Origin of the sequence: Shinella sp. HZN7 (assembly GCF_001652565.1) — a bacterium.
GTDB classification, from domain to species: domain Bacteria; phylum Pseudomonadota; class Alphaproteobacteria; order Rhizobiales; family Rhizobiaceae; genus Shinella; species Shinella granuli.
In genome coordinates, this window is the sequence record NZ_CP015736.1 from 3253538 (window position 1) to 3274486 (window position 20949).

General features: G+C 64.8%; 17 protein-coding genes. 5 read left to right on the plus strand and 12 right to left on the minus strand.

Annotated elements, in window-relative coordinates:
• Positions 1–54: 54 nt before the first annotated feature.
• Complete coding sequence (locus shn_RS15725; RefSeq protein WP_064331239.1) at positions 55–540, plus strand: CYTH domain-containing protein; 486 nt, start codon at positions 55–57, stop codon at positions 538–540.
• A gap of 49 nt (positions 541–589) precedes the next feature.
• Positions 590–1528: a rhodanese-related sulfurtransferase gene (locus tag shn_RS15730; protein ID WP_064332644.1), complete on the plus strand. Its 939-nt coding sequence runs from the start codon at positions 590–592 to the stop codon at positions 1526–1528.
• On the opposite strand, the gene shn_RS37065 is transcribed toward shn_RS15730, so the two are convergent.
• The 3 genes from shn_RS37065 to shn_RS15740 form a co-directional block, all read right to left on the minus strand.
• The gene (locus tag shn_RS37065) at positions 1529–2377 is read right to left on the minus strand and encodes a bifunctional diguanylate cyclase/phosphodiesterase (RefSeq protein ID WP_245337311.1); all 849 of its coding nucleotides are present in this window, start codon (positions 2375–2377) and stop codon (positions 1529–1531) included.
• Positions 2323–3723: a diguanylate cyclase domain-containing protein gene (locus shn_RS37070; protein ID WP_245337312.1), complete on the minus strand. Its 1401-nt coding sequence runs from the start codon at positions 3721–3723 to the stop codon at positions 2323–2325. Before shn_RS37070 ends, shn_RS37065 begins: the two co-directional genes overlap by 55 nt.
• An 87-nt stretch (positions 3724–3810) precedes the next feature.
• Entirely contained in the window at positions 3811–5184 is a 1374-nt protein-coding gene (locus tag shn_RS15740) for a GH1 family beta-glucosidase (RefSeq protein ID WP_064331240.1), read from the minus strand.
• 207 nt (positions 5185–5391) lie between these two features.
• Here shn_RS15740 and shn_RS15745 point away from each other — a divergent pair, with 207 nt between their 5' ends.
• A complete protein-coding gene (locus shn_RS15745) occupies positions 5392–6297 on the plus strand; it encodes an HD-GYP domain-containing protein (protein WP_064331241.1) in 906 nt (301 codons plus the stop codon).
• Between the two features lie 48 nt (positions 6298–6345).
• Here the strand turns inward: shn_RS15745 and shn_RS15750 are convergent, their stop codons facing one another.
• The 5 genes from shn_RS15750 to shn_RS15770 form a co-directional block, all read right to left on the minus strand.
• Positions 6346–7530 (minus strand): Gfo/Idh/MocA family protein, encoded by a 1185-nt coding sequence (locus tag shn_RS15750; protein WP_064331242.1) that lies wholly within the window; start codon positions 7528–7530, stop codon positions 6346–6348.
• Between the two features lie 96 nt (positions 7531–7626).
• Positions 7627–8679: a sugar phosphate isomerase/epimerase gene (locus tag shn_RS15755; protein WP_064331243.1), complete on the minus strand. Its 1053-nt coding sequence runs from the start codon at positions 8677–8679 to the stop codon at positions 7627–7629.
• 246 nt (positions 8680–8925) lie between these two features.
• Positions 8926–9879: a substrate-binding domain-containing protein gene (locus shn_RS15760; RefSeq protein ID WP_064331244.1), complete on the minus strand. Its 954-nt coding sequence runs from the start codon at positions 9877–9879 to the stop codon at positions 8926–8928.
• Positions 9880–9972: 93 nt separating this feature from the next.
• A complete protein-coding gene (locus shn_RS15765) occupies positions 9973–10983 on the minus strand; it encodes an ABC transporter permease (RefSeq protein WP_064331245.1) in 1011 nt (336 codons plus the stop codon).
• A 46-nt stretch (positions 10984–11029) separates the two neighbouring features.
• Entirely contained in the window at positions 11030–12556 is a 1527-nt protein-coding gene (locus shn_RS15770; RefSeq protein ID WP_064331246.1) for a sugar ABC transporter ATP-binding protein, read from the minus strand.
• A gap of 220 nt (positions 12557–12776) precedes the next feature.
• Here shn_RS15770 and shn_RS15775 point away from each other — a divergent pair, with 220 nt between their 5' ends.
• Complete coding sequence (locus tag shn_RS15775) at positions 12777–13808, plus strand: LacI family DNA-binding transcriptional regulator (protein WP_064331247.1); 1032 nt, start codon at positions 12777–12779, stop codon at positions 13806–13808.
• A 33-nt stretch (positions 13809–13841) separates the two neighbouring features.
• Here the strand turns inward: shn_RS15775 and shn_RS15780 are convergent, their stop codons facing one another.
• The 4 genes from shn_RS15780 to shn_RS15795 all read right to left on the minus strand — a co-directional run bounded on the left by shn_RS15780 (position 13842) and on the right by shn_RS15795 (position 19762).
• Positions 13842–15350: a globin-coupled sensor protein gene (locus shn_RS15780; RefSeq protein WP_064331248.1), complete on the minus strand. Its 1509-nt coding sequence runs from the start codon at positions 15348–15350 to the stop codon at positions 13842–13844.
• Between the two features lie 559 nt (positions 15351–15909).
• Positions 15910–17220, minus strand: a complete 1311-nt coding sequence (xylA, locus tag shn_RS15785) for a xylose isomerase (protein WP_064331249.1) — start codon at positions 17218–17220, stop codon at positions 15910–15912.
• Between the two features lie 27 nt (positions 17221–17247).
• Positions 17248–18702: a xylulokinase gene (gene xylB, locus shn_RS15790; RefSeq protein WP_064331250.1), complete on the minus strand. Its 1455-nt coding sequence runs from the start codon at positions 18700–18702 to the stop codon at positions 17248–17250.
• Positions 18703–18712: 10 nt separating this feature from the next.
• Positions 18713–19762, minus strand: a complete 1050-nt coding sequence (locus shn_RS15795; protein ID WP_064331251.1) for a LacI family DNA-binding transcriptional regulator — start codon at positions 19760–19762, stop codon at positions 18713–18715.
• Between the two features lie 296 nt (positions 19763–20058).
• On the opposite strand from shn_RS15795, the gene shn_RS15800 reads away from it, so the two are divergent.
• Complete coding sequence (locus shn_RS15800; protein WP_064331252.1) at positions 20059–20943, plus strand: PhzF family phenazine biosynthesis protein; 885 nt, start codon at positions 20059–20061, stop codon at positions 20941–20943.
• Positions 20944–20949: the final 6 nt, after the last annotated feature.

Below are 20949 nucleotides of genomic sequence, written 5' to 3' on the forward strand. Positions count from 1 at the left end.
TATCGTGTAGTGTTTCCCTCGCCCAAGCCCATCTCCAACAGCGAAAGCGAGCCTATGGCGAAAGAGATCGAGCGGAAGTTTCTGGTATCGGGCCAACGGTGGCGCACCTTCGCAGACGAAGGAATCGCCATACGGCAAGCCTACATTGTGGCCCAGGACGACCGATCGCTGCGGGTCCGCATCTACGGCAACGGGCAGGCACGCATTACCCTCAAGGTCGGCCATACCGCGCTGGTGCGCGATGAATACGAATTCGAGATCGACCGCGACGAGGCCGAGGACATGCTGCGCCATGCCATCGGCAATGTCATCCGGAAAGTCCGCTACAAGGTACCGCACGAGGGCCACATCTGGGAAGTCGACGTCTATGAAGGCGTCCATCGCGGGCTTGTGATCGCCGAGGTGGAGCTTGCCTCGATCCATGACGAGCCGGAGCTGCCCAACTGGGTGGGGCGGGAAGTGACGGGCGAAAGCCAGTATTCCAACCAGTCCATGGCACTCGGCATCAGTGAAGGCGCGCGGCTGCACCAGCTTGCCTGAGCCGCTGCGCCGCATTGCCTGAAATGCGGCAAGGTTGTATGTGGCGGCCATGACCCAAGAGATTTCTTCGCCCGTCCCGGCCGACGGCTTCCTTGTCGCCGCGCTCTATCATTTCGTCTCGGTTCCGCGCTTTGCCGAGTTGCGCGCGCCCTTGCAGGCGCTCTGCGAGGAGAACGGCGTGCGCGGCACGCTGCTGCTCGCCCATGAGGGCATCAACGGCACGATTGCCGGCCCGGCCGATGGCATCCGCCGGGTGCTCGCCTTCCTGCGCAGCCAGCCGGAATTTGCCGCACTGGAGCACAAGGAGAGCCATGCGGGCGAGATGCCCTTCCTGCGCATGAAGGTGCGGCTGAAGAAGGAGATCGTCACCATGGGCGTCGAGGACATCGACCCCACGCGCTCCGTCGGCACCTATGTGGCGCCTGAGGACTGGAACGCGCTGATCTCCGATCCCGAGACGATCGTCATCGACACGCGCAACGACTACGAGACGGCGATCGGCATGTTCAAGGGCGCGGTCGATCCGAACACGAAGACGTTCCGCGAGTTCCCGGACTGGGTGCGGAGCAATACCGGCCTGCACAACAAGCCGAAGATCGCCATGTACTGCACCGGCGGCATCCGCTGCGAGAAGGCGACCGCCTTCATGAAGGAGCAGGGCTTCGACGAGGTCTACCATCTCAAGGGCGGCATCCTGAAATATCTCGAAGAGGTGCCGGCGCAGGACAGCCTCTGGGAAGGCGCCTGCTTCGTCTTCGACGAGCGCGTCTCCGTTCTGCACGGCTTGGAAGAGGGCGAGCACAAGCTCTGCCGCGCCTGCCGCCATCCGTTGACCGCGGAAGAGATCGCCTCGCCGCTCTACGAGGCCGGCGTCTCCTGCCCGCATTGCCATGCGACGCGCAGCGAGGAGGATCGCCTGCGCTTCCGCCAGCGGCAGATGCAGATGGATCTTGCAAGGAAGCGCGGCGAACGCCACCTCGGCAAATAGTCAGCCGGCCGCGGCCTCGACGTCGGCAGGCGGGGCGAGCAGGTCGCTGATCGCCCTCTCGCTCATCGGCTTGCCGAAGAAATAACCCTGCAGTTGGTCGCAGCCGCACAGGTGCAGGAACGCGGCCTGTTCGGCCGTCTCCACCCCCTCTGCCGTTACCGGCATATCAAAGGAGGCGGCGAGCGCCACCGTCGCCTGCAGCATCGCCCCGCCCTTCGGCGACTGTTCCCCGGCAAGGGTGAGCGAGCGGTCGATCTTCATGCGGTCGAAGCCGAAGCGGATGAGATAGCCGATACTGGAAAAGCCGGCACCGAAATCGTCGAGCGCGATGCGCACGCCGCCGGCCTTCAGCCGGTCCATGACGAGTTTCGCGCGGCCGGGATTCTGGATGAAATAACCCTCGGTGATCTCCAGCGTGACGCGGGACGGCGCGATGCCCGCCTCCGCGATGATGCCGAGCGCCTGGTCGGGGAAATAGGGATTGCGGAACTGCGCCGGCGAGACGTTGATCGAAATGTCGATGTCCGGCCAGTTGCGCACCGCCGCGCAGGCCCGCTTGAGGACGAGCGGCCCGAGCGTATCGATGATGCCGGTCGCCTCCGCCAGCGGAATGAAGACATCCGGTGGCACCGGCTTCGTTCCGCCGCGAGACCACCGGGCGAGCGCCTCGACACCGCAGATCGTCCGGCTCCGCGCCCCGACGATCGGCTGGAACACGACGTCGATCTCGCCGCGGGCCACCGCGGCCCGCAGCGCCTCCTCCATTTCCCGCCGTTCGTCGCGGTCATCGTCCATCAGCGTTTCATAATACATCGCGCGGCCGCGGCCGGCATGCTTGGCCCGGTACATGGCGACATCCGCCCGGCGCAGAAGCTCCTCGCCCCCGACCGCCCCTTGCGCGAGACGGCAATGCCGATGCTGGCGCCGACCACGGCGACGCGCTCGCCGATCGAAAAGGGTTCGGAGAAGAAATCCAGGATGGACCGGGTGAGGTGTTCGGCCTCCGGCCCGTCCAGCCTGTCGATGAAGGCAATGGCGAATTCGTCGCCGCCGATGCGGGCCAGCATGGCCTTGGCCGGAACGAGACGGGAAAGCCCGGCCGAGACCCCGCGGATCAGCCGGTCGCCGACCGCATGGCCGTAGAAATCGTTAACGTCCTTGAAGCCGTCGAGATCGAGATAGAGCATCACGACGTCGCGCTCCTCCGTCCTCGCGCGGGCGGTCAGTTCGTCAAGGCCGAGATAGAGGCCGGTGCGGTTCCTGAGGCCGCTGAGCCTGTCGGTGAGGGCCTGGATCCGCGCCGTGTTTTCATCCGCCTTGAGGCGTATGGCGAAGGCGGCACCAGTCAGCACGAGGAGCGCGAAGAAGAAGACGACTCCGGCGAGCGCCAGAAGCACGAGCGGGCGCACCTGCGCATAGCTCTGGTTACCTGGCGCATCCGGCGTCCAGGAAAGGAAGCCGAGGGTCTTTCCATCCGGATCGGCAAGGGGCACGGCAGGACCGTTCGAAGGAGCCGATTCCGCCAGCAGCAGGCCCGAGATCAGGAAATTATCGGCAATGCGGGAAATGCGAGCGGGTGTCAGGTGGCGGATGATGAAGAGCGTGCGCAACGCCTCCGCCGGAGCCTCGACCGCGCTGGAAACCGGCCGGATGGCAGAGGCGGCACCGACCGCAGGTCCATCCGGCGTTTGCAGGAAGACGCCGAGTTCCGCGCCCGGCTCCAGCCCGGCGCGCAGGATCTTGCGGTGCATCTCCAGGAAGACGGCACCGCCATAGCTGCGTGCATCGGCCTCGACGGGCGCACCGTTGCGGTAGGCGAGCATCGTCTTGCCCGTCTCGTCGACCAGGAAGACCGTATCGAAGAGCGGCCCGCCCTCGGTGGCAAGCCCCATATTGGCAATCAGCCACGGCATGTCGGGTGTGCCGTAGACGGCCGTGACCGCGTCGTCCCAGACGGCATAGTCGCGCACGGTGGTGACAATGGAACTGCGCATGGAAGAGAGCGCGCCGAATACGGTCTGGCGTGTGCGTTCCGCGTCGAGTTCGTTCGCCCGGTTCGCAAGGAACCCGAGCGCCATCATGACGAGCACGGTCGCAAGGCTGACGACGATGGCAAAGGAAGCGAGCACGCCCAGAACGACCGCCAGCCGTCGGGCGCCGATCATGCCAGAAAGGTGGCGCGCTAGCCGCAGCATCGTTTTCTCCAACTTGGCAGAAATGATGCGGCAGAACCGTTATGAATCCTTTACGGCCGGCATGACAATACGAGGAAATACGGGCAGTCAGGCTGCCCGATGATTGCCCTTGGGAAATGCACCGGCGAGCTCGGCATACCACCTGCCGCTCTTCTTGATCGTGCGGAGCTGGGTCTCGTAGTCGACATGCACGAGACCGAAGCGCATCCGGTAGCCCTCGGCCCATTCGAAATTGTCCATCAGGCTCCAGGCGAAGTAACCGCGCATCGGATAGCCTTCGCGGATGAGGTCCGCGGTGACGCCGAGATGCTCGGCGATGTAATCGAGGCGCGGCTGGTCGTCGACCGCGCCGTTTTCCACGCCCATATTGTAGCAGGCACCGTTTTCCGTGATGTAGCAGGCGGGCAGCGCATAATCCGCGTTGAGCTTGCGGATGAGGTCACCGAGCGCCGGCGTAAACACCTCCCAGCCGATATCCATCCTGATGTCGGCGACCGGCGGCGCGGGCACGGTCGCGGGGAATTCGGCACCCTCCGCCGGATCGTGCGAAACCCGCATCGGCGTATAGTAGTTGAGCCCCCACCAGTCGAGCGGCTGGCTGATCGTCTCCATGTCGCCCGGCTCGATGGCCGGCATGCGGGTGCCGAACGCCGAGAGGAAGCTTTCGGGATATTCACCCTTGAAGACCGGGCCGAAGAAGACGCCATTGTGGAAGTCGAAGGCGCGCGCGGCGGCCGCCTGGTCTGCCTCGCCATCGCTGCCGGCATGGATGGAATGCGCATTCAGGACGAGGCCGGCGGCAAGCTGCGGGCGCTCCGCACGGATCGCCGCAACGCCGAGGCCATGCGCCAGGTTGGTGAAATGCAGGGCATGCAGCGCCGCATCCATGTTGCGTTCGCCCGGCGCATGAATGCCGTAGAGATGGCTGAGCCAGACGGAGCACCAGGGCTCGTTGAAGGTCGCCACCGCATCCAGCCGGTCGCCGAGCCGGGCGATCACGGTTTTCGCGTAGCGCTGGTAGGCATAGGCCGTCTGCCGCGCCGTCCAGCCGCCATCACCGGCCAGCATCAGCGGCAGGTCCCAGTGATAGAGCGTGGCGAAGGCCTTTATGCCGCGTGCCTTGAGGCCATCCACTAGGCGATCGTAGAAATCCAGCCCCTTCTCGTTCACCGGGCCGGTGCCTTCGGGAATGATGCGCGGCCAGGCGATGGAGAACCGGTAGGCCGACACGCCGAGCGACTGGATGAGATCGAGATCCTCCTCCAGGCGGTTGTAGTGATCGCAGGCCACATCACCATTGTGCCGGCCATAGACGCGGCCCGGCATGTTGGAAAACGCGTCCCAGATCGAAGGCTTGCGGCCATCCATCTTTGTAGCGCCCTCGATCTGGAAGGCGGCTGTCGCCACACCGAACACGAAGTCGCCGGGAAACCGGTCGGCCAGGATTTTGGGATCGTTCATTTTCGTCTCTCAGGCGTGGAAGATTGCGCGCGTCCGGTCACTGCAACGTTGCAGTAAGCAGCTTGACTGTAAAAATCAATGGTTTTCGCAAACCCGGCTTTCGCCTCCAGGCAAAAGGTTGCGAAGTTGCCGTCAAACAGGGACTGCTTAAACAAAGGTTAGACACTTCTCCCTTAAACTGCCTGTAGCTGGGACGGAGGCACTGGCGTGGTACGACGAATCGCAAAGCATCTCGTACGGAAGGGCATGTTCGTGGAATCGCTGGAATGCCCGGATGCCGAGTTTTCCGGGCGGCGTTTCCTCGTCCAGTCCGACGAAACCGTGCGGGCCATCCTGGCGACCTCCGCCGCCTATGCGCTGGTCAATCCGCAAAGAAGCACGGTGGACATCGACCACGGCACCTGCGCGGCGCCCGCCGCGCAGGCCTCCGAAGAGCGCGGGCGCACGCTGGAAACGGTGGCGCAATCGGCCCGCGCGCTGCGCAACAGTTTCGACGCCGCACGAACCGGCCAGTTGGAAATCGACGCGCTGTCGCCGGTCGCCGACGAGATTTCCGACCGCATCGACGCCGCCCCCGATGTCTTCCTGAAGGTCACGCGCCTGAAGACAAAGGACGAGGGGACCTATGTGCACTCGCTGGCGGTGAGCGCACTCATGATGCGCCTTGCCCGCCTGCTCGGCCAGGATGAAAGCGCGGTGCGCGAACTCGGCGTGGCCGGTCTGCTGCACGATGTCGGCAAACTGATGATCCCGAATTCCGTTCTCAACAAGAGCGGCCGGCTGGACGGCGACGAGAAGCGCCTGGTGCGCGGTCACCCCGAACTCGGATACCGCCTGCTGAAGGAGCAGGCCAATGTCTCCGACCTCGTGCTCGATATCTGCCGCTACCATCACGAAGCCCTGGACGGCAGCGGCTATCCGCTCGGCCTCAAGGCCGACAAGCTGAGCCCGGAAATCCGTCTTGCCACGGTCTGCGACGTCTTCGAGGCTCTGACGAGCACCCGCCCCTACAAGCGGCCGTGGACCACGCGCGATGCGCTGAACTGGATGTTCGACCGGGGCCACCTGTTCGACAAGAAACTGGTGATCCGCCTCGGCAGCATTTTCACCTGAAAGGTCCGGCCGCCACAGAGGGCGGCGGCCGGCAATCCGGCGGAAACCTCAGACCTTGACCCAGGCCCCGTTCTTCTTCGACGACTGCACGCAGGCATCGACGAAAAGCATGCCCTTGAGACCGTCATCCACCGTCGGATAGGTGACGGCGGGATCGACCGGCGCGCCCTTGCGCTTGGCGTGGATGGCCCGGGCGGCCTCGGAATAGATGTTGGCAAAGCCTTCGAGATAGCCTTCCGGATGGCCGGAGGGCACGCGGCTGACGCGGGCGGCGGCCGCACCGGAGCCTGCACCGCCTCGGGTGATCAGGCGCTTCGGTTCGCCGAAAGGCGTGTACCAGAGGTAGTTCGGATCGGCCTGCACCCATTCCAGACCGCCCTTGGTGCCATAGACGCGCACTTTCAGCCCGTTCTCGTGGCCCGGCGCCACCTGGCTGCACCAGAGCATGCCCTTGGCGGCGACGCCGTCCTTTTCCTTGAAGCGCATCATCACATGGGCATTGTCGTCGAGACGGCGGCCCGGCACGAAACTGTCGAGATCGGCGGCAAGCTCGGCGAGCTCCAGCCCGGAGATAAAGCAGCCGAGATTGTAGGCATGCGTGCCGATATCGCCGGTGGAGCCGCCGGCACCCGATTTCGAAGGGTCGGTGCGCCAGGCCGCCTGCTTCTGGCCGCTCGACTCGATGTCCTCCGTCAGCCAGTCCTGCGGATATTCCATCTGCACGAGCCGGATCGCGCCGAGATCGCCATTGGCCACCATCTCCCGCGCCTGGCGGACCATCGGATAGCCGGTATAGTTGTGCGTAAGCACGAAGAGCGCATCGCTCTCCTCCGCCAGCTTCTTCAGCTTGCGCGCATCCGAGAGCGTGGAGGTCAGCGGCTTGTCGCAGATGACATGGATGCCGCGCTTCAGGAATTCCTTCGCCGCCTCGTAGTGCACATGGTTCGGCGTGACGATCGCCACCGCCTCGATGCCGTTCTTCAGCTTCGCCTCGCGGATCGCCATTTCCTTGAAGCTGCCATAGCTGCGCGCGGGATCGAGCCCGAGCTCGCGGGCCGACTGTTCCGCCTTTTCCGGCGAGGACGACAGCGCACCGGCGACGAGTTCGTAATGATCGTCGAGCCGCGCCGCGATGCGGTGCACCGCGCCGATGAACGCGCCCGAGCCGCCGCCGACCATGCCGAGCCGGATGCGGCCCTCCCGCGCCTCGCTGGCGCTTCCTTCGATTGCCATGGGGTTTTCCTCCTTAAAATTTCTCCGAGGCAAATGCCCCTCGTCCGACCCCCTTCTCCCCGCAAACGGGGGGAAGGTTAGGGTGAGGGGTAGCCATCAAAGACCGAGCATGCGCCGGTTGGCCGCCTGATCCGTCCCGGCATCCGCAAAATCGTCGAAAGCCTTTTCCGTGACGCGGATGATATGCGCCTTGACGAATTCCGCGCCTTCCCGCGCGCCGTCCTCCGGGTGCTTCAGCGCGCATTCCCATTCCACCACGGCCCAGCCGGCAAAGTCGTTGGCCGCCATCTTGGAGAAGACGGCGCCGAAATCGACCTGGCCGTCGCCGAGCGAGCGGAAGCGGCCGGCGCGGTTCACCCAGCCCTGGTAGCCGCCATAGACACCCTGCCGGCCCGTCGGGTTGAACTCGGCATCCTTCACATGGAACATGCGGATGCGGTCCTTGTAGATGTCGATATTGTCGAGATAGTCGAGGCATTGCAGCACGTAATGCGAGGGATCGTAGAGCATGCAGGCCCGGGCATGGTTGCCGGTGCGCTCCAGGAACATCTCGTAGGTGATGCCGTCATGCAGGTCCTCGCCGGGATGAATCTCGTAGCAGACGTCGACGCCGTTCTCCTCCGCATGGTCGAGGATCGGCTTCCAGCGCCGTGCCAGTTCGTCGAAGGCGGTCTCGACGAGGCCGGCCGGCCGCTGCGGCCAGGGATAGACGAAGGGCCAGGCGAGCGCGCCGGAAAAGCTGGCCATGGCATCGAGGCCGAGATGCCGCGAGGCCGTCAGCGCCATCTTCACCTGCTCCACCGCCCATTCCTGCCGCGCCTTCGGGTTGCCGCGCACCTCCGGCGCCGCAAAACCGTCGAAGGCCTCGTCATAGGCCGGATGCACGGCGACGAGCTGGCCCTGCAGATGGGTGGAAAGTTCGGTGACCTCGACGCCGTTCTCGCGCGCCCTGCCGGCGAAGTCGTCGCAATAGGCCTTGGATTCGGCGGCCTTCCTGAGGTCGATGAGGCGGGCATCCCAGCTCGGGACCTGCACGCCCTTGTAGCCGATATCGGCGGCCCATTTGGTGATCGAATCCCAGGAATTGAACGGCGCGGCATCACCGGCGAACTGGGCGAGAAACAGGGCCGGGCCCTTGATCGTCTTCATCTGTGGCGTCCTCCCATGGACCGGGCCGCGCCTTGCGGGCGGCCGACGATATTCTTGCGGTACGTACCGCAGCGCGTGGAAAGCTATCGGCGTTTGGCGGGGTGGGCAATGCCGATTTGCCGGCAAAGGCCGAAACCTCTCTTCCGTCATCCTCGGCTCACGCCCGAGGATGACGGAAGAGAATGAGGAACTGTCGTTGTCAAACCGCCCGGGCCATCATGTCCCGGGCGGCTTGTTTCCGTCAGGTCAGAACGGGGAATCCGGGAAGTAGAAGTCCTTCGCGTTGTCCTTCGTCACCAGCGTCGCGTCGATCGTGTAGACGCCGCGGACCGGGACCTGACCGTAGAAGTTGGCGGCCGTCATTTCGAGCGCGGTGCCCACCATCGCCGGCGGATAGAGCACGTCGACGGGGATCATCTTGTCGCCGTCCATGACCTTCTTGATCATGTCCTTCGAGCCGGCACCGGCCACGACATACTGGATGTCCGTGCGGCCGGCCTGCTCGATGGCCTGCAGGACGCCGACGGCCATGTCGTCGTCCTGGCACCAGACGACGTCGATCTTCTGGTACTTGGTGAGATAGTCCTGCATGACCTTGAAGGCGTCGTCGCGGTTCCAGTTGCCGTACTGGCGATCGAGAATCTTCACGCTCGAGCCTTCGATGCCCTTGTCGAAGCCGTCCTGACGCTCCTGGTCGATCGGGATCGGCATGCCGCGGATGACGACGACTTCGGCTTCCGGCGTCGTGGCCTTGATATATTCGCCGGCCGTCTGGCCGAGCGCGAAGTTGTTGCCGGCGACATAGAGGTCACGCACGGAATTGTCGTTCGTGCTAGGCGCACGGTCGACCAGCGCCACGAAGGTGCCGCTGTCCTTGATTTCCTTGATGGCGTTGACCAGCGGATCGGGATCCGTGGGCAGGATGACGAGCGCATCGATGCCCTGCGTTGCAAGGTCCTGCACGGCATTCGCCTGGCTTGCCGGATCCGGCGAGGTCTTGACGACGATGTTGAGGCCCGGATGGCTCGCCATCAGGAGCTTGGCGACGCGCTCGGCATGGAAGATCACGCCGGCCGTCCAGCCATGGCTGGCCGCCGGGATCGAGACGCCGATCGTCACCTTCTTCTCTTCCTGTGCGTGGGCAAAGCCGGTGAAGACGGCGAATGCCGCAACCGTCAGGCCCAGTAGTTTCTTGCGCATGAGTTTCCTCCCAAAATCAGGTCTTCCTCACAGACCGGGCGACCTGTAGACCCGGCTACTTCCCCGCAATTCCATGGCTGGAACTGCCTGGTCTCACGATTTGCGCACCAGCGAGCGCTGGACGAGCATCGCAATGATGATGATCGCGCCCTGGATGGCCCCGATCAGGTATTCGCTGATGAAGTTGGAGAGCAGCATGATGTTGCCGACCAGCTCCAGAATGAAGGCGCCGCAGATCGTGCCCCAGACACGCCCCGCCCCGCCCTTCAGCGCCGTGCCGCCGACGACGACCGCGGTGATCGCCTGCAATTCCCACAGGATGCCCGTCGTCGCCGAGGTGGAGCCGAGGCGCGGCACATAGAGCAGCACGGCGATGGCGACGCACAGGCCCTGGATGACGAAGGCGATGGTGCGCACGCGATCGACCGGAATGCCCGAATAGCGCGCGACATCCCTGTTCGAACCGACCGCCACGACATGCCGGCCATAGCGCATGCGATAAAGCACGAAGGCGGCAATCGCGGTGACGACGAGGATGACGGCGATCGGCACCGGCACGCCGAAGATCGAGCCGAAATAGACCGGGCGATAGAGCGCCTGCAATTCCGGCTCGCGCAGCGTGATCGCGCCGCCCTGCGAAAGCCAGGTCGTCAGGCCGCGATAGATGCCCATCGTGCCGAGCGTCGCGATGAAGGGCTCGATCTTGCCGACGGTGGTGATGAGGCCGTTCAGAAGGCCGCACCCCGCGCCGATGACGACCGTCAGGACCATCGCGGCGGTCAGCATCAGCGAGGGATCGGCGATAGCGCCGGAATTCATGAAGAGGATCATGAGGCTGGCGACGAAGGCGACCATGGCGCCGACCGACAGGTCGAGGTCGCCGGACGAGATGACGAAGGTGGCGCCGACCGCGATGATCGCGATGAAGGCGCTGCGCGTCGCCACGTTCGCCAGGTTGGTGAAACCGATGAAGTTGGGGTTCACCAGCGCGCCGACAATGAGCAGCAGGGCCAGCGCCGCGAAGGGCGCGACGGCCCTCAGGTCGACATCCCGCCAGCTGCGGCCCTTGCCCTTCGTTTCGACCGCGTCTTCGCTTGCCGTCATGTCCGTCCCCAACCTTGAATTCTGTGTGATGCCGCCGGCGCAAGGCTCAGGCAGCGGACTTCTTCTTCAACCCTGCCGAATAGCGCATGATCTCCTGCTCGGAGATCTCCTCGCCTTCGAGAATGCCGACGATCCGCCCTTCCCGCATCACCGCGACGCGGGTGCACAGGCCGATGATCTCCGGCATCTCGGAAGAGACGACGATGATCGACTTGCCGTCGCGGGCGAGCGCCGAGATGAAATGGTAGATCTGCTGCTTGGTGCCGACATCGATGCCGCGTGTCGGCTCGTCGATGATGATGACGTCGGGCTCGGTCTCCATGACCTTGGCGAGCAGCAGCTTCTGCTGGTTGCCGCCCGACATGCGGCCGGCGACGACGCGGCCGTCGCGCACGCGGATATCGAAGCGCCGGCGCGCACGCTCCAGCGCCTCCGCCTCGCTCTTCGGGCTGAGGTAACCGTAATGACCGTGCTTATCCAGCGATTGCAGCGTGAGGTTCGCCGTCATGCGGGAGTTCAGGAGCAGGCCCTTGTGCTTGCGGTCCTTCGTCATATAGGCGATGCCGACGCGGTTGGCGGCATGAACATCGCCGCCCGGCACGCTTTCGCCGCGCACGGAGACCTCGCCGGAAAGGCGCGAGCGAAGCCCCGCCACGGCCTCCATCAATTCCGAGCGCCCGGAGCCGATCAGCCCGGAAAAACCGAGAATCTCGCCCTTGCGCACCTCGAAGCTCGCGTCCTTGACATAATGGGTCGAAAGGCCCGCCACGGCGAGCGTCACCTCTTCGTCGACGCTCGGCTCCTGCTTGGACGGGTAGAGGCTGGAAAGCTCGCGGCCGACCATCAACTGCGCGATCGATTCGCCGTCGAGAATGGCGGTGGGCGCGGTCTTCACCCATTGCCCGTCGCGCAGCACCGTGACCCGGTCGGTGAGTTCCATCACCTCGTCCAGCTTGTGCGAGACGAAGACGAAGGAGGTGCCCTCCTCGCGCAATTTGCGCACCTGGCGGAAGAGATAGTTGGTCTCCTCGCGCGACAAAACGGCCGTCGGCTCGTCCATGAAGATGATGCGCGCATCGCGGCTGATCGCCTTGGCGATCTCCACCATCTGCTTGTCGGCGATGGAGAGCGAGCTGATCAGAGCGTTCTCGTCGACATGGGAGCCGAGCTGGTCGAGCACGCGGCGCGTTTCGGCGCGCATGAATTTCCGGTCGAGCACGCCGTAGCGCGTCACTTCCCGGCCGAGAAACAGGCTCTCGGTGACGGTCAGGTGTTCGGCGAGGTTGAATTCCTGGTGGATGATGACGATGCCGAGCTGCTCGGCCTGGCCGTTCGGCGGCAGCTTGACCGGCTGGCCGTCGAGAAGGATCTCCCCCGATGTCGGCTGCTCGAAGCCGGAGAGAATCTTCACGAGCGTCGACTTGCCCGCGCCGTTCTCGCCCATCAGGGCATGGATCTCACCGGCGCGCAGCTCGAAATTGACGCTGAACAGCACCTGCACGCCATTGAAAGACTTGGCGATGCGGCGTGCAGCGAGAACGACGGGAGCCCCGTCGGCAGCGTCCGGATTCATGATTTCCTCCCTGCGGCTCCTCGACCGCTTGAGAAGTGATGTAAACCTTTACACGATCCATGTAAAGGTTTACATCATGGGATATCAGGAATTTTCACCAAGCGCCGTTTGACCCTCAGTCCAGTCTGTGTAGTGTCCCCCGCACTTCGTTTGTTAATGCAATTCCGGATGCTGCGCTTCGCACCCCCGCCGGACTTGCCCGTGCCGAGTGAGAGCCAGTTTGTCGACGTCCAGCCCCGCCACGATCGAGGATGTTGCGCGCATCGCGCAGGTCTCGATCGCGACCGTATCGCGGGCGATCCACACGCCGGAAAAGGTGGCGAATTCGACGCGGCTGAAGGTCAACCAGGCGATCGCGATCACCGGCTATACGACCAATGCGATGGCGCGCAGCCTGCGCCTCGGCCGGTCGAACATGATCCTCGTCGTGGCGCCCGACATCGGCGACCCGAACTTCTCCAACATCCTTGTCGGCCTGGAGAACGAGGCGCGCGCGCACGGTTACGGCATCCTGATCGGCCATACGCAGAACGATCCGCAGCGCGGCCTCGAATATCTGAAGTTCCTGAATTCCAACCAGGCGGCCGGGCTGATCCTCTTCACCGGCATCCTGCCCTTCGGCCACCAATCCATGACGGCCCGCCTGCCGCCCAGCGTTGGCGTCTTCGAGCCGGTCTACAACGGCGGCATTCCCTATGTCGGCGTCGACGACATCGAAGGGGCGCGCAAGGCGGTCGATCTCCTCATTGCCGAGGGACACCGCAAGATCGCCTTCATCGGCGATTCGCGCACGCGCCTTGCCTATAGCCGGCGCCGCCAGGGCTATGATGCCGGGCTCGACGCCGCGGGCGTGCCGGCCGGCGAGCGCATCATCCTGGAGGGCGACGGCACGATCGAGAGCGGGCGCCTCGCGCTCGAGCAGCTCTTCATGCGCGACACGCTGCCGAGCGCCTTCATGTGCGTCAACGACCAGACGGCGATCGGCGTGATGATCGGCCTCGGCGCGCGCGGCTATGACATTCCGACCGACTTTTCCGTCACCGGCTTCGACGACGTGCCGCAGGCGAGCTTCATGACGCCCGCGCTCACCACGATCCGCCAGCCGCGCACCGCGATCGGCAAGAGCGCCATGGCGCTGCTGTTCGAGCTTCTCTCCGACAGCGAACCGACTGACACGGAAATCCTGCTCCGGCCGGATCTGATCGTGCGCAATTCGGTCTCCGCGCCATCGCGACGGTTTCAGAAACGGTAGAAGCCCTCGATCCAGGCACGCACGCCGCCAGCCCTAGCCGTAGCGGCGCTGGGTCGGCCGTGCCGTCCGCTGGCTGCGTTCGGCCGAGACCGTGAAGCGGTCGACGAGACTCTTCAGCGTCGTGCTGATCTGCATGAGATTATGTGTGGCAGCATTGGTCTCCTCGACCATCGCCGCATTCTGCTGGGTCATCTGGTCCATGCTGCCGACGGCCGTGTTGATCTCGGAAATGCCGGCCGACTGCTCGCGGGCGGAGCTGGCGATGGCATCGATATGCGCGTTGATGTGCACGACCTGCTCGCCGATATGATGCAGCGCCTCGCCCGTCTTGTTGACCAGCGATACGCCGAGCTGCACGTCCTCGAAGGACTTGTCGATCAGAACCTTGATCTCCCTGGCCGCATCCGCGGATTTCTGCGCGAGTTCGCGCACCTCCTGCGCCACGACGGCAAAGCCCTTGCCCGCCTCGCCCGCCCGGGCCGCCTCGACGCCGGCATTGAGCGCCAGGAGATTGGTCTGGAACGAGATCTGGTCGATGACGCTGATGATCTGCGTGATCTTTCCGGAAGAGTCCTGGATGGCGCCCATCGCGGAGACTGCCTGTTCGACGATCTGGCCGGAGCGCCGGGCCTCGTCCGTGGCGCTGCCGACGACGCGGCGGGCCTCTTCCGCACGCTGCGCGGCCTCGCGGGAAATGGTGGTGATTTCCTCTACGGCCGCAGCGGTCTCTTCAAGAGACGCCGCCTGCTGCTCGGTGCGCTTGGCCATGTCGTCCGTGGCATTCACCAGTTCGCCGGAATTGCCGGCCGCATCGTCCGCCGCCGTGACGATGGCGCCGAGCGTGTCGTCCAGCTTCTCGATCGCCCCGTTGAAATTGGAGCGCAAGCGCTCGAACTGCGGGGCGAGCGGCTTGCTGATCGAGGCCGTGAGGTCGCCGCCTGCAAGGCGGGTGAGCGAGGTGTCGAGCGCAGCCAGCGCCTCTTCCTGCTCGGCATTCAGCACCTGCCGTTCGGCCTCCGCCTTCTCGCGCTCCTCCTGCAGGGCCTCCAGATAGACGGAGATGGCGTAGTCCATGTCGACGAGCGCGGCCTTGACGATGGCCGAGATCTCCTCGCCGAGCGCGGCCGCCTTCTTGCGGTAGATGAACCCTTCGAGATGTTTTGCGATGACGCTCTCGACGATCGCCTCGAGGATCAGCGCGTAACCGCCGATATACCAGCGCGGCTCCAGGCCGAGGCGGGCATGCGTCTTGCCGATCATCGTGACGGCATCGACATATTGCGTATCGAAACGCGCCGAGCCGATCAGCTCCCAATGCTTGACCTGCCGCCCCTTGGCGCTCTGGATATGGGCCTCGCTGGAGAAGAATCGCGCCGTCTCGGGCGTGGCGCGAGCCTTGCGGTAGAAGATGTCGAGGGCGCCATCGAGTGACGCGGAGATCGTCGGCAGCGCGCGCTTCAGCGCCTCGCGCTGGCCGTCATCGAGTTCGACGAAGGAGAGACGCTCATTCAATTGCTGGGTCTTGGCATCCTGCGCTGACATCCGAAATATCCTCGTGCGGTTGGAGTGCTGATTGATGCCCAGCTCCGAATCAGGGGCCTAGCTTCCGATCGCCGACGATTCTCCGCGAGGGATGGTAAATAAACAACTATGAATAGAGCGGCAATACTTTATAGAATTTGACGAAAAGCCAGAAAATTATGGCTTTTTGTGATAAGTTCCACTTATTATTATGAAGTATAGCAATTAAAATGCTGGAACCACAATACAATCTCACGCAACGTGAAGTATAACTAACCTTACGTGAGGCAGCGCACTTTTACGTCCCCAACCAGAGGTGCATCCAAAGGCATCTCGATGAAGAAACACTCGATCGCATGCGTGAACGGGCACCCCCGGCATGATGCGAAAGCACCGATGCGTCGCCAAACATTCCTTCGGAGTCAGCGGGCGGATGACGGCAGGCGCACCACCGACATGACACCAAACCTGCATAAGCTCGCAAAACAACAAAGGCCCCGGTCAAACCGGGGCCTCCAGATGGTTCCATGCGGTCTGCAAGGCCCCCACGCCGATCCGCGGCGGGAGCCCGTCGACCGGCTCAGACGTAGCGGTTGACCACGTTTTCCAGCAGTTCCTGCTTGCCGGAGCGCGGCTGCGGGTTGATGCCGCCGGCAAGAACGTAGGCCTCCAGCGCCTCCAGCGAGGAACCACCGGACAACACCTTCTGCGCATCCGGCGTCTGCCAGCCGGCATAGCGCTCGGCGAGCGGCCCGGACAGCGCCTTGTCCTCGATCATGCGGGCCGCGGCCTTCAGGCCGCGCGCGCAGCAATCCATGCCGCCGATATGACCGATCAGGAGGTCCGCCGGATCGATCGACTGGCGACGCAGCTTGGCGTCGAAGTTCGTGCCGCCGGTGGTGAAACCGCCGCCGGAAAGCACCTGGTAGAAGGCAAGCGCCATTTCCGGCACATTGTTGGGGAACTGGTCGGTGTCCCAGCCGGACTGGTAGTCGTTGCGGTTCATGTCGATCGAACCGAAGATGCCGAGCGCGTTGGCGAGCGCCAGTTCATGCTCGAAGGAATGGCCGGCGAGGATCGCGTGGCCCTGCTCGATATTGACCTTCACCTCGTTTTCCAGGCCGTACTTCTTCAGGAAGCCGTAGACCGTCGCGACGTCGTAATCGTACTGGTGCTTGGTCGGTTCCTGCGGCTTCGGCTCGATGAGGATCGCGCCCTTGAAGCCGATCTTGTGCTTGTATTCGACGACCATGTTGACGAAGCGGCCGAGCTGGTCGAGCTCCTGGCCGAGATTGGTGTTGAGCAGGGTCTCGTAGCCTTCGCGGCCGCCCCACAACACATAGTTGTCGCCGCCGAGGCGATGCGTGGCGTCGATGCAGGTCTTCACCGTCGCCGCGGCGAAGGCGAAGACATCCGGATCGGGATTGGTTGCCGCGCCCCCCATGTAGCGACGGTTGGAGAAGAGGTTCGCCGTGCCCCACAGCAGCTTCACGTCCGTCTCGGCCTGCTTCTTTTCAAAGTAGTCGACGATCTCGTTGAGGTTCTTCGTGTTCTCGACGAAGTCCCGGCCTTCCGGCCGCACGTCCGCATCGTGGAAGCAGTAGAAGGGCACCCCGAGCAACTGGAAGAATTCGAAGGCGACGTCGGCCTTCAGCTTCGCCGCCTGCATGGAATCCTCGAACCACGGACGCTCGAAGGTCTGCCCGCCGAAGGGGTCGCCGCCCGGCCAGACGAAGGTGTGCCAATAGGCGACGGCAAAGCGCAGGTGATCCTCCATGCGCTTGCCCAGCACGATCTCGTCGGGATTGTAGTGGCGGAAGGCGAGCGGGTTGGTGCTGTCGGGGCCTTCATATTTGATCCTGGCGATGTCGCCGAAGAAGCCGGTGGCCATGGGTGTCTCCTCTTGTGTGTTTGCTGGTCAGTAGGCGGCGCGGATCGCCGGGTAGAGGCGGCGATAGCGCTGGTAGGCGTCCTCGTAGGCGGCGGTCAGCGCCGTCTCGGGTTCGATCGTCTCGGCCGTGGCCGGCGCGCTGCAGACCGCAACGGGGTCCGCGCCGGTTGCCGCGACGAGGCCGAGGCGGGCGGCGCCGAAAGCGGCGCCGAAATCGCCGTCCGCCGGCAGGTCGACGGGCAGGTTCAGTGCGGTGGCGATCGATTTCAGCCAGTAGCGCGAGCGCGAGCCGCCGCCGATGGCGGTGACGCGGGTGAGCGCCGTGCCGGCGGATTTCAGCGCTTCCAGGCTGTCGCGGATGGCGAAGGAAACGCCTTCGAGCACGGCCTGCGTCAGCACTATGCGGCTGCTCTCGTGGCCTAGGCCGAGAAAGGCGCCGCGGATCGCCGCATCGTTGTGCGGCGTACGCTCGCCCGAGAGATAGGGCAGGAAGGTGACGCCGGACGGCGCCTTCAGCGCATCGCCGAGTTCCCCGGTGAGATCGGCGGCGGAGGCTCCGGTGACGCGCGAATGCCAGTTGAGCGCATCGGTGGCCGAGAGGATGACGCCCATCTGGTGCCAGGTGGCGGGCAGCGCATGGCAGAAGGCGTGCACGGCGCTTTCCGGGTTCGGCAGGTAGCTGGCATTGGCCGCAAAGAGCACACCCGACGTGCCGAGCGAAACGAAGGCCGCCCCCTCGCGTACCGTGCCCATACCGCAGGCCGAGGCCGCATTGTCCCCCGCCCCGCCGGCAACGACGACACCGGCGCCAAGGCCCCATCGTGCCGCAAGCTCCGGCCGCAGGATGCCGGCGGCCTCCGTGCCTTCCACCAGCGCCGGCATCTGGCGCTCGTCAAGCCCCGTCGCGGCAAGCAGCTCACCGGACCATTTGCGCGCGCCCGTATCGAGCCACGAGGTGCCGGCCGAATCCGACATTTCCGACATATGCTCGCCGGTGAGCCAGACGCGCAGAAAATCCTTCGGCAGCAGGACCCAACGGACCTTCGCGAAGATATCCGGCTCGTTGTTCTTCACCCAGGCGAGTTTCGGCGCCGTGAAGCCGGGAAAGACGATGTTGCCGGTGATCCTGCGAAAGCGTGGATCCGCATCGAGCGCCGCCGCCTCACGATGGCTGCGCGTGTCGTTCCACATGATGCAGGGGCGCAGCACCCTGTCCTCGGCGTCGAGCAGCGTCGCGCCGTGCATGTGGCCGGAAAGGCCGATGCCGCGCACGGCGGCAAGCGCGGCAGGATGGGCGGCGCGAAGGCCGGCGATCGCCTCCTCCGTCGCGCGGATCCAGTCCGCCGGGTCCTGCTCGGACCAGCCGGCCTGCGGCCGCGCGGTCTTCACCTCCGTGCTGGAGGCCGAGCCGACGACCGTCTGCTCCGCATCGATCAGCATGGCCTTGACGCTCGACGTGCCGAGGTCGATCCCGAGATACATGGCGTTCTCCCTAGTTGCCGTCATCCTCGTCCGGGCCGGCCGGGAGGTTGTCCTTGATGAAGATTTCGAGACGGATGCGCTCCTGCGCCGCGATGACGGGCAGGCCGTCCGCCTTGGCGCGCAGCACGCGGATGGCGCTGCGCACCTCGTGGCCGGCATCCTGGTTGAGCACGGCATCGATGGTGCCGGTTTCGAGCGCGGCGCGGGTATGGGCCGTCAGTTCGTGGGCGATCACGCAGATATCGTCGCGCTCGCCGTCGGCAAGCGCCGCGACGAGGCCCTGGTTGCCGGCGCCGAGGCTGTAGACGCCGGCAAGGTCCGGAACGGCGGCAAGGCACTCGGACATCAGCGCGCGGGAACGCGCGGGATCGTCCTGGCCCTCCAGAACCGGCAGGATCGCGCGGGCAACGGGCATCTCCGCCATCGCGGCGCAAAACCCCTCCAGGCGTTCGCGATGATCCCGCACGCGCATCGAGCCGGCGAGCACCGCGACGGGGCCGGGCCGGCCGCCGAGGAACCGTCCCATCAGGCTGCCGGCCGTGCGGCCTGCGGCAATGTTGTCGACGCCGACGAAATGATCGCGGCCGGAACCGGCAAGGTCGGAAACCAGCGTGACGAGGGGAATGCCGGCCGCATGCGCCCGGCCGACAGCCGTGGAAACCTCCGGTGCGTCCACCGCGACGACGGCGATGCCGGACACATTTTCGGCAATGGCGCCGTCGATGGCCTGCGCCAGCGCGCCGGCATCGAAGGCGGGAACGGTGACGACCGACAACCGGGTGCGCTCGCTCGCCGAATGCAGGCCGGCGCGGCGCACCTCGGCCTCAAGCCCGCGCATGAAGGGATTGTCGCCCTCCGGCAGGATGAAGACGAGGGGGTAGACCCGGCTCTTGGCAAGGTTCGCCGCCGCCACGTCGCGAACGTAGCCGAGCGCCGCAATCGCCGCCTCGACCTTAGCGCGCGTCACGCCGCGAACGCCCGGACGGTCGTTCAGCACGCGGTCGACGGTCGCCAGGCTGACGCCCGCCGTGTCGGCAATATCGTGAACCGTGGGTCTCATCTCTCCTCCGTGCCGAGACCCATAGAGGAATTTCTGATGTACGTAAATCAGAAATTTTCACGCGGACGATCCAAGCCGATTTCTCAGCCCGGAAAGCGCCTGTTCACGGCATGGATTAAGGTGATCGCACCCGATATTTCCAGCGCTCGAAGCCGCCCAGCCGGACATCGAAAGGTACGCTCCGGACGGACGGACGCCCCGTAGTGCGGAACAGCATGCCCCCCGGCCGACAGAACCCGCAGCACCTTGAGCAGTTCCGGCGAACTTGCTACCACCAAGCTCTTTGGAGCCGGTCGATGAAGCTGCCCTTTCACACGCTCGATGTGTTCACCCGAACCCGCTTCGGCGGCAATCCGCTCGCCGTGGTGCTCGATGCCGACGCACTGACGACTGAACAGATGCAGGCGATCGCCCGGGAATTCAACTATTCCCATACGACCTTCGTGCTGCGCCCCAGGAGCGACCGGCATAGCGCGCATGTGCGCATCTTCACGCCTACTGTGGAAGTGCCCTTCGCCGGCCACCCCAATGTCGGCACGGCCTATGCGTTGGCGACGGCCGAGGGTGCCGAAGCCGTGAGCGAATTCACCTTCGAGGAAGCGGCCGGGCTCGTGCCGGTTCGGATCCTGCGGGTGGAGGGAAAGGTCGATCGGGTGCAACTGACGGCACCGCAGGCGCTTTCGATCGGGCGTTCGTTTGCCCCTGCCAGCGTTGCCGCTTGTCTTTCGCTTGAGCAGGCGGATATCGCAAGCGGGGTTCATCCGCCCTGTATCGCCTCGGTTGGCCTGCCGTTCCTCGTCGTCGAAGTCGCGACACGGGCGGCGTTGCGGCGCGCCAAGCCGGACATGGCAGCCTTCTCCACCATCCTGCCCGCGGATGGTGCCGATGCGATCTACCTCTATTGCCGAGAATTGCAGGCGGATGACGGCGCGGTGGATTTCACCGCCCGCATGTTCGCCCCCTTCGACGGACTGCCGGAAGATCCCGCCACCGGCAGCGCCACGGCCGCGACCTGCGCCCTCCTCGCCACGCTGGAGAAGACCGCACCACGGCGCTTCGAGGTGGCGCAGGGCATCGACATGGGGCGGCCGAGCCTGCTGTCCGTCGAGGTCGAGGACGAAAGGACCGTGCATGTCGCCGGTGCCTGCGTGTCCGTGATGAGCGGAACCCTCACCGTCTGACGACCT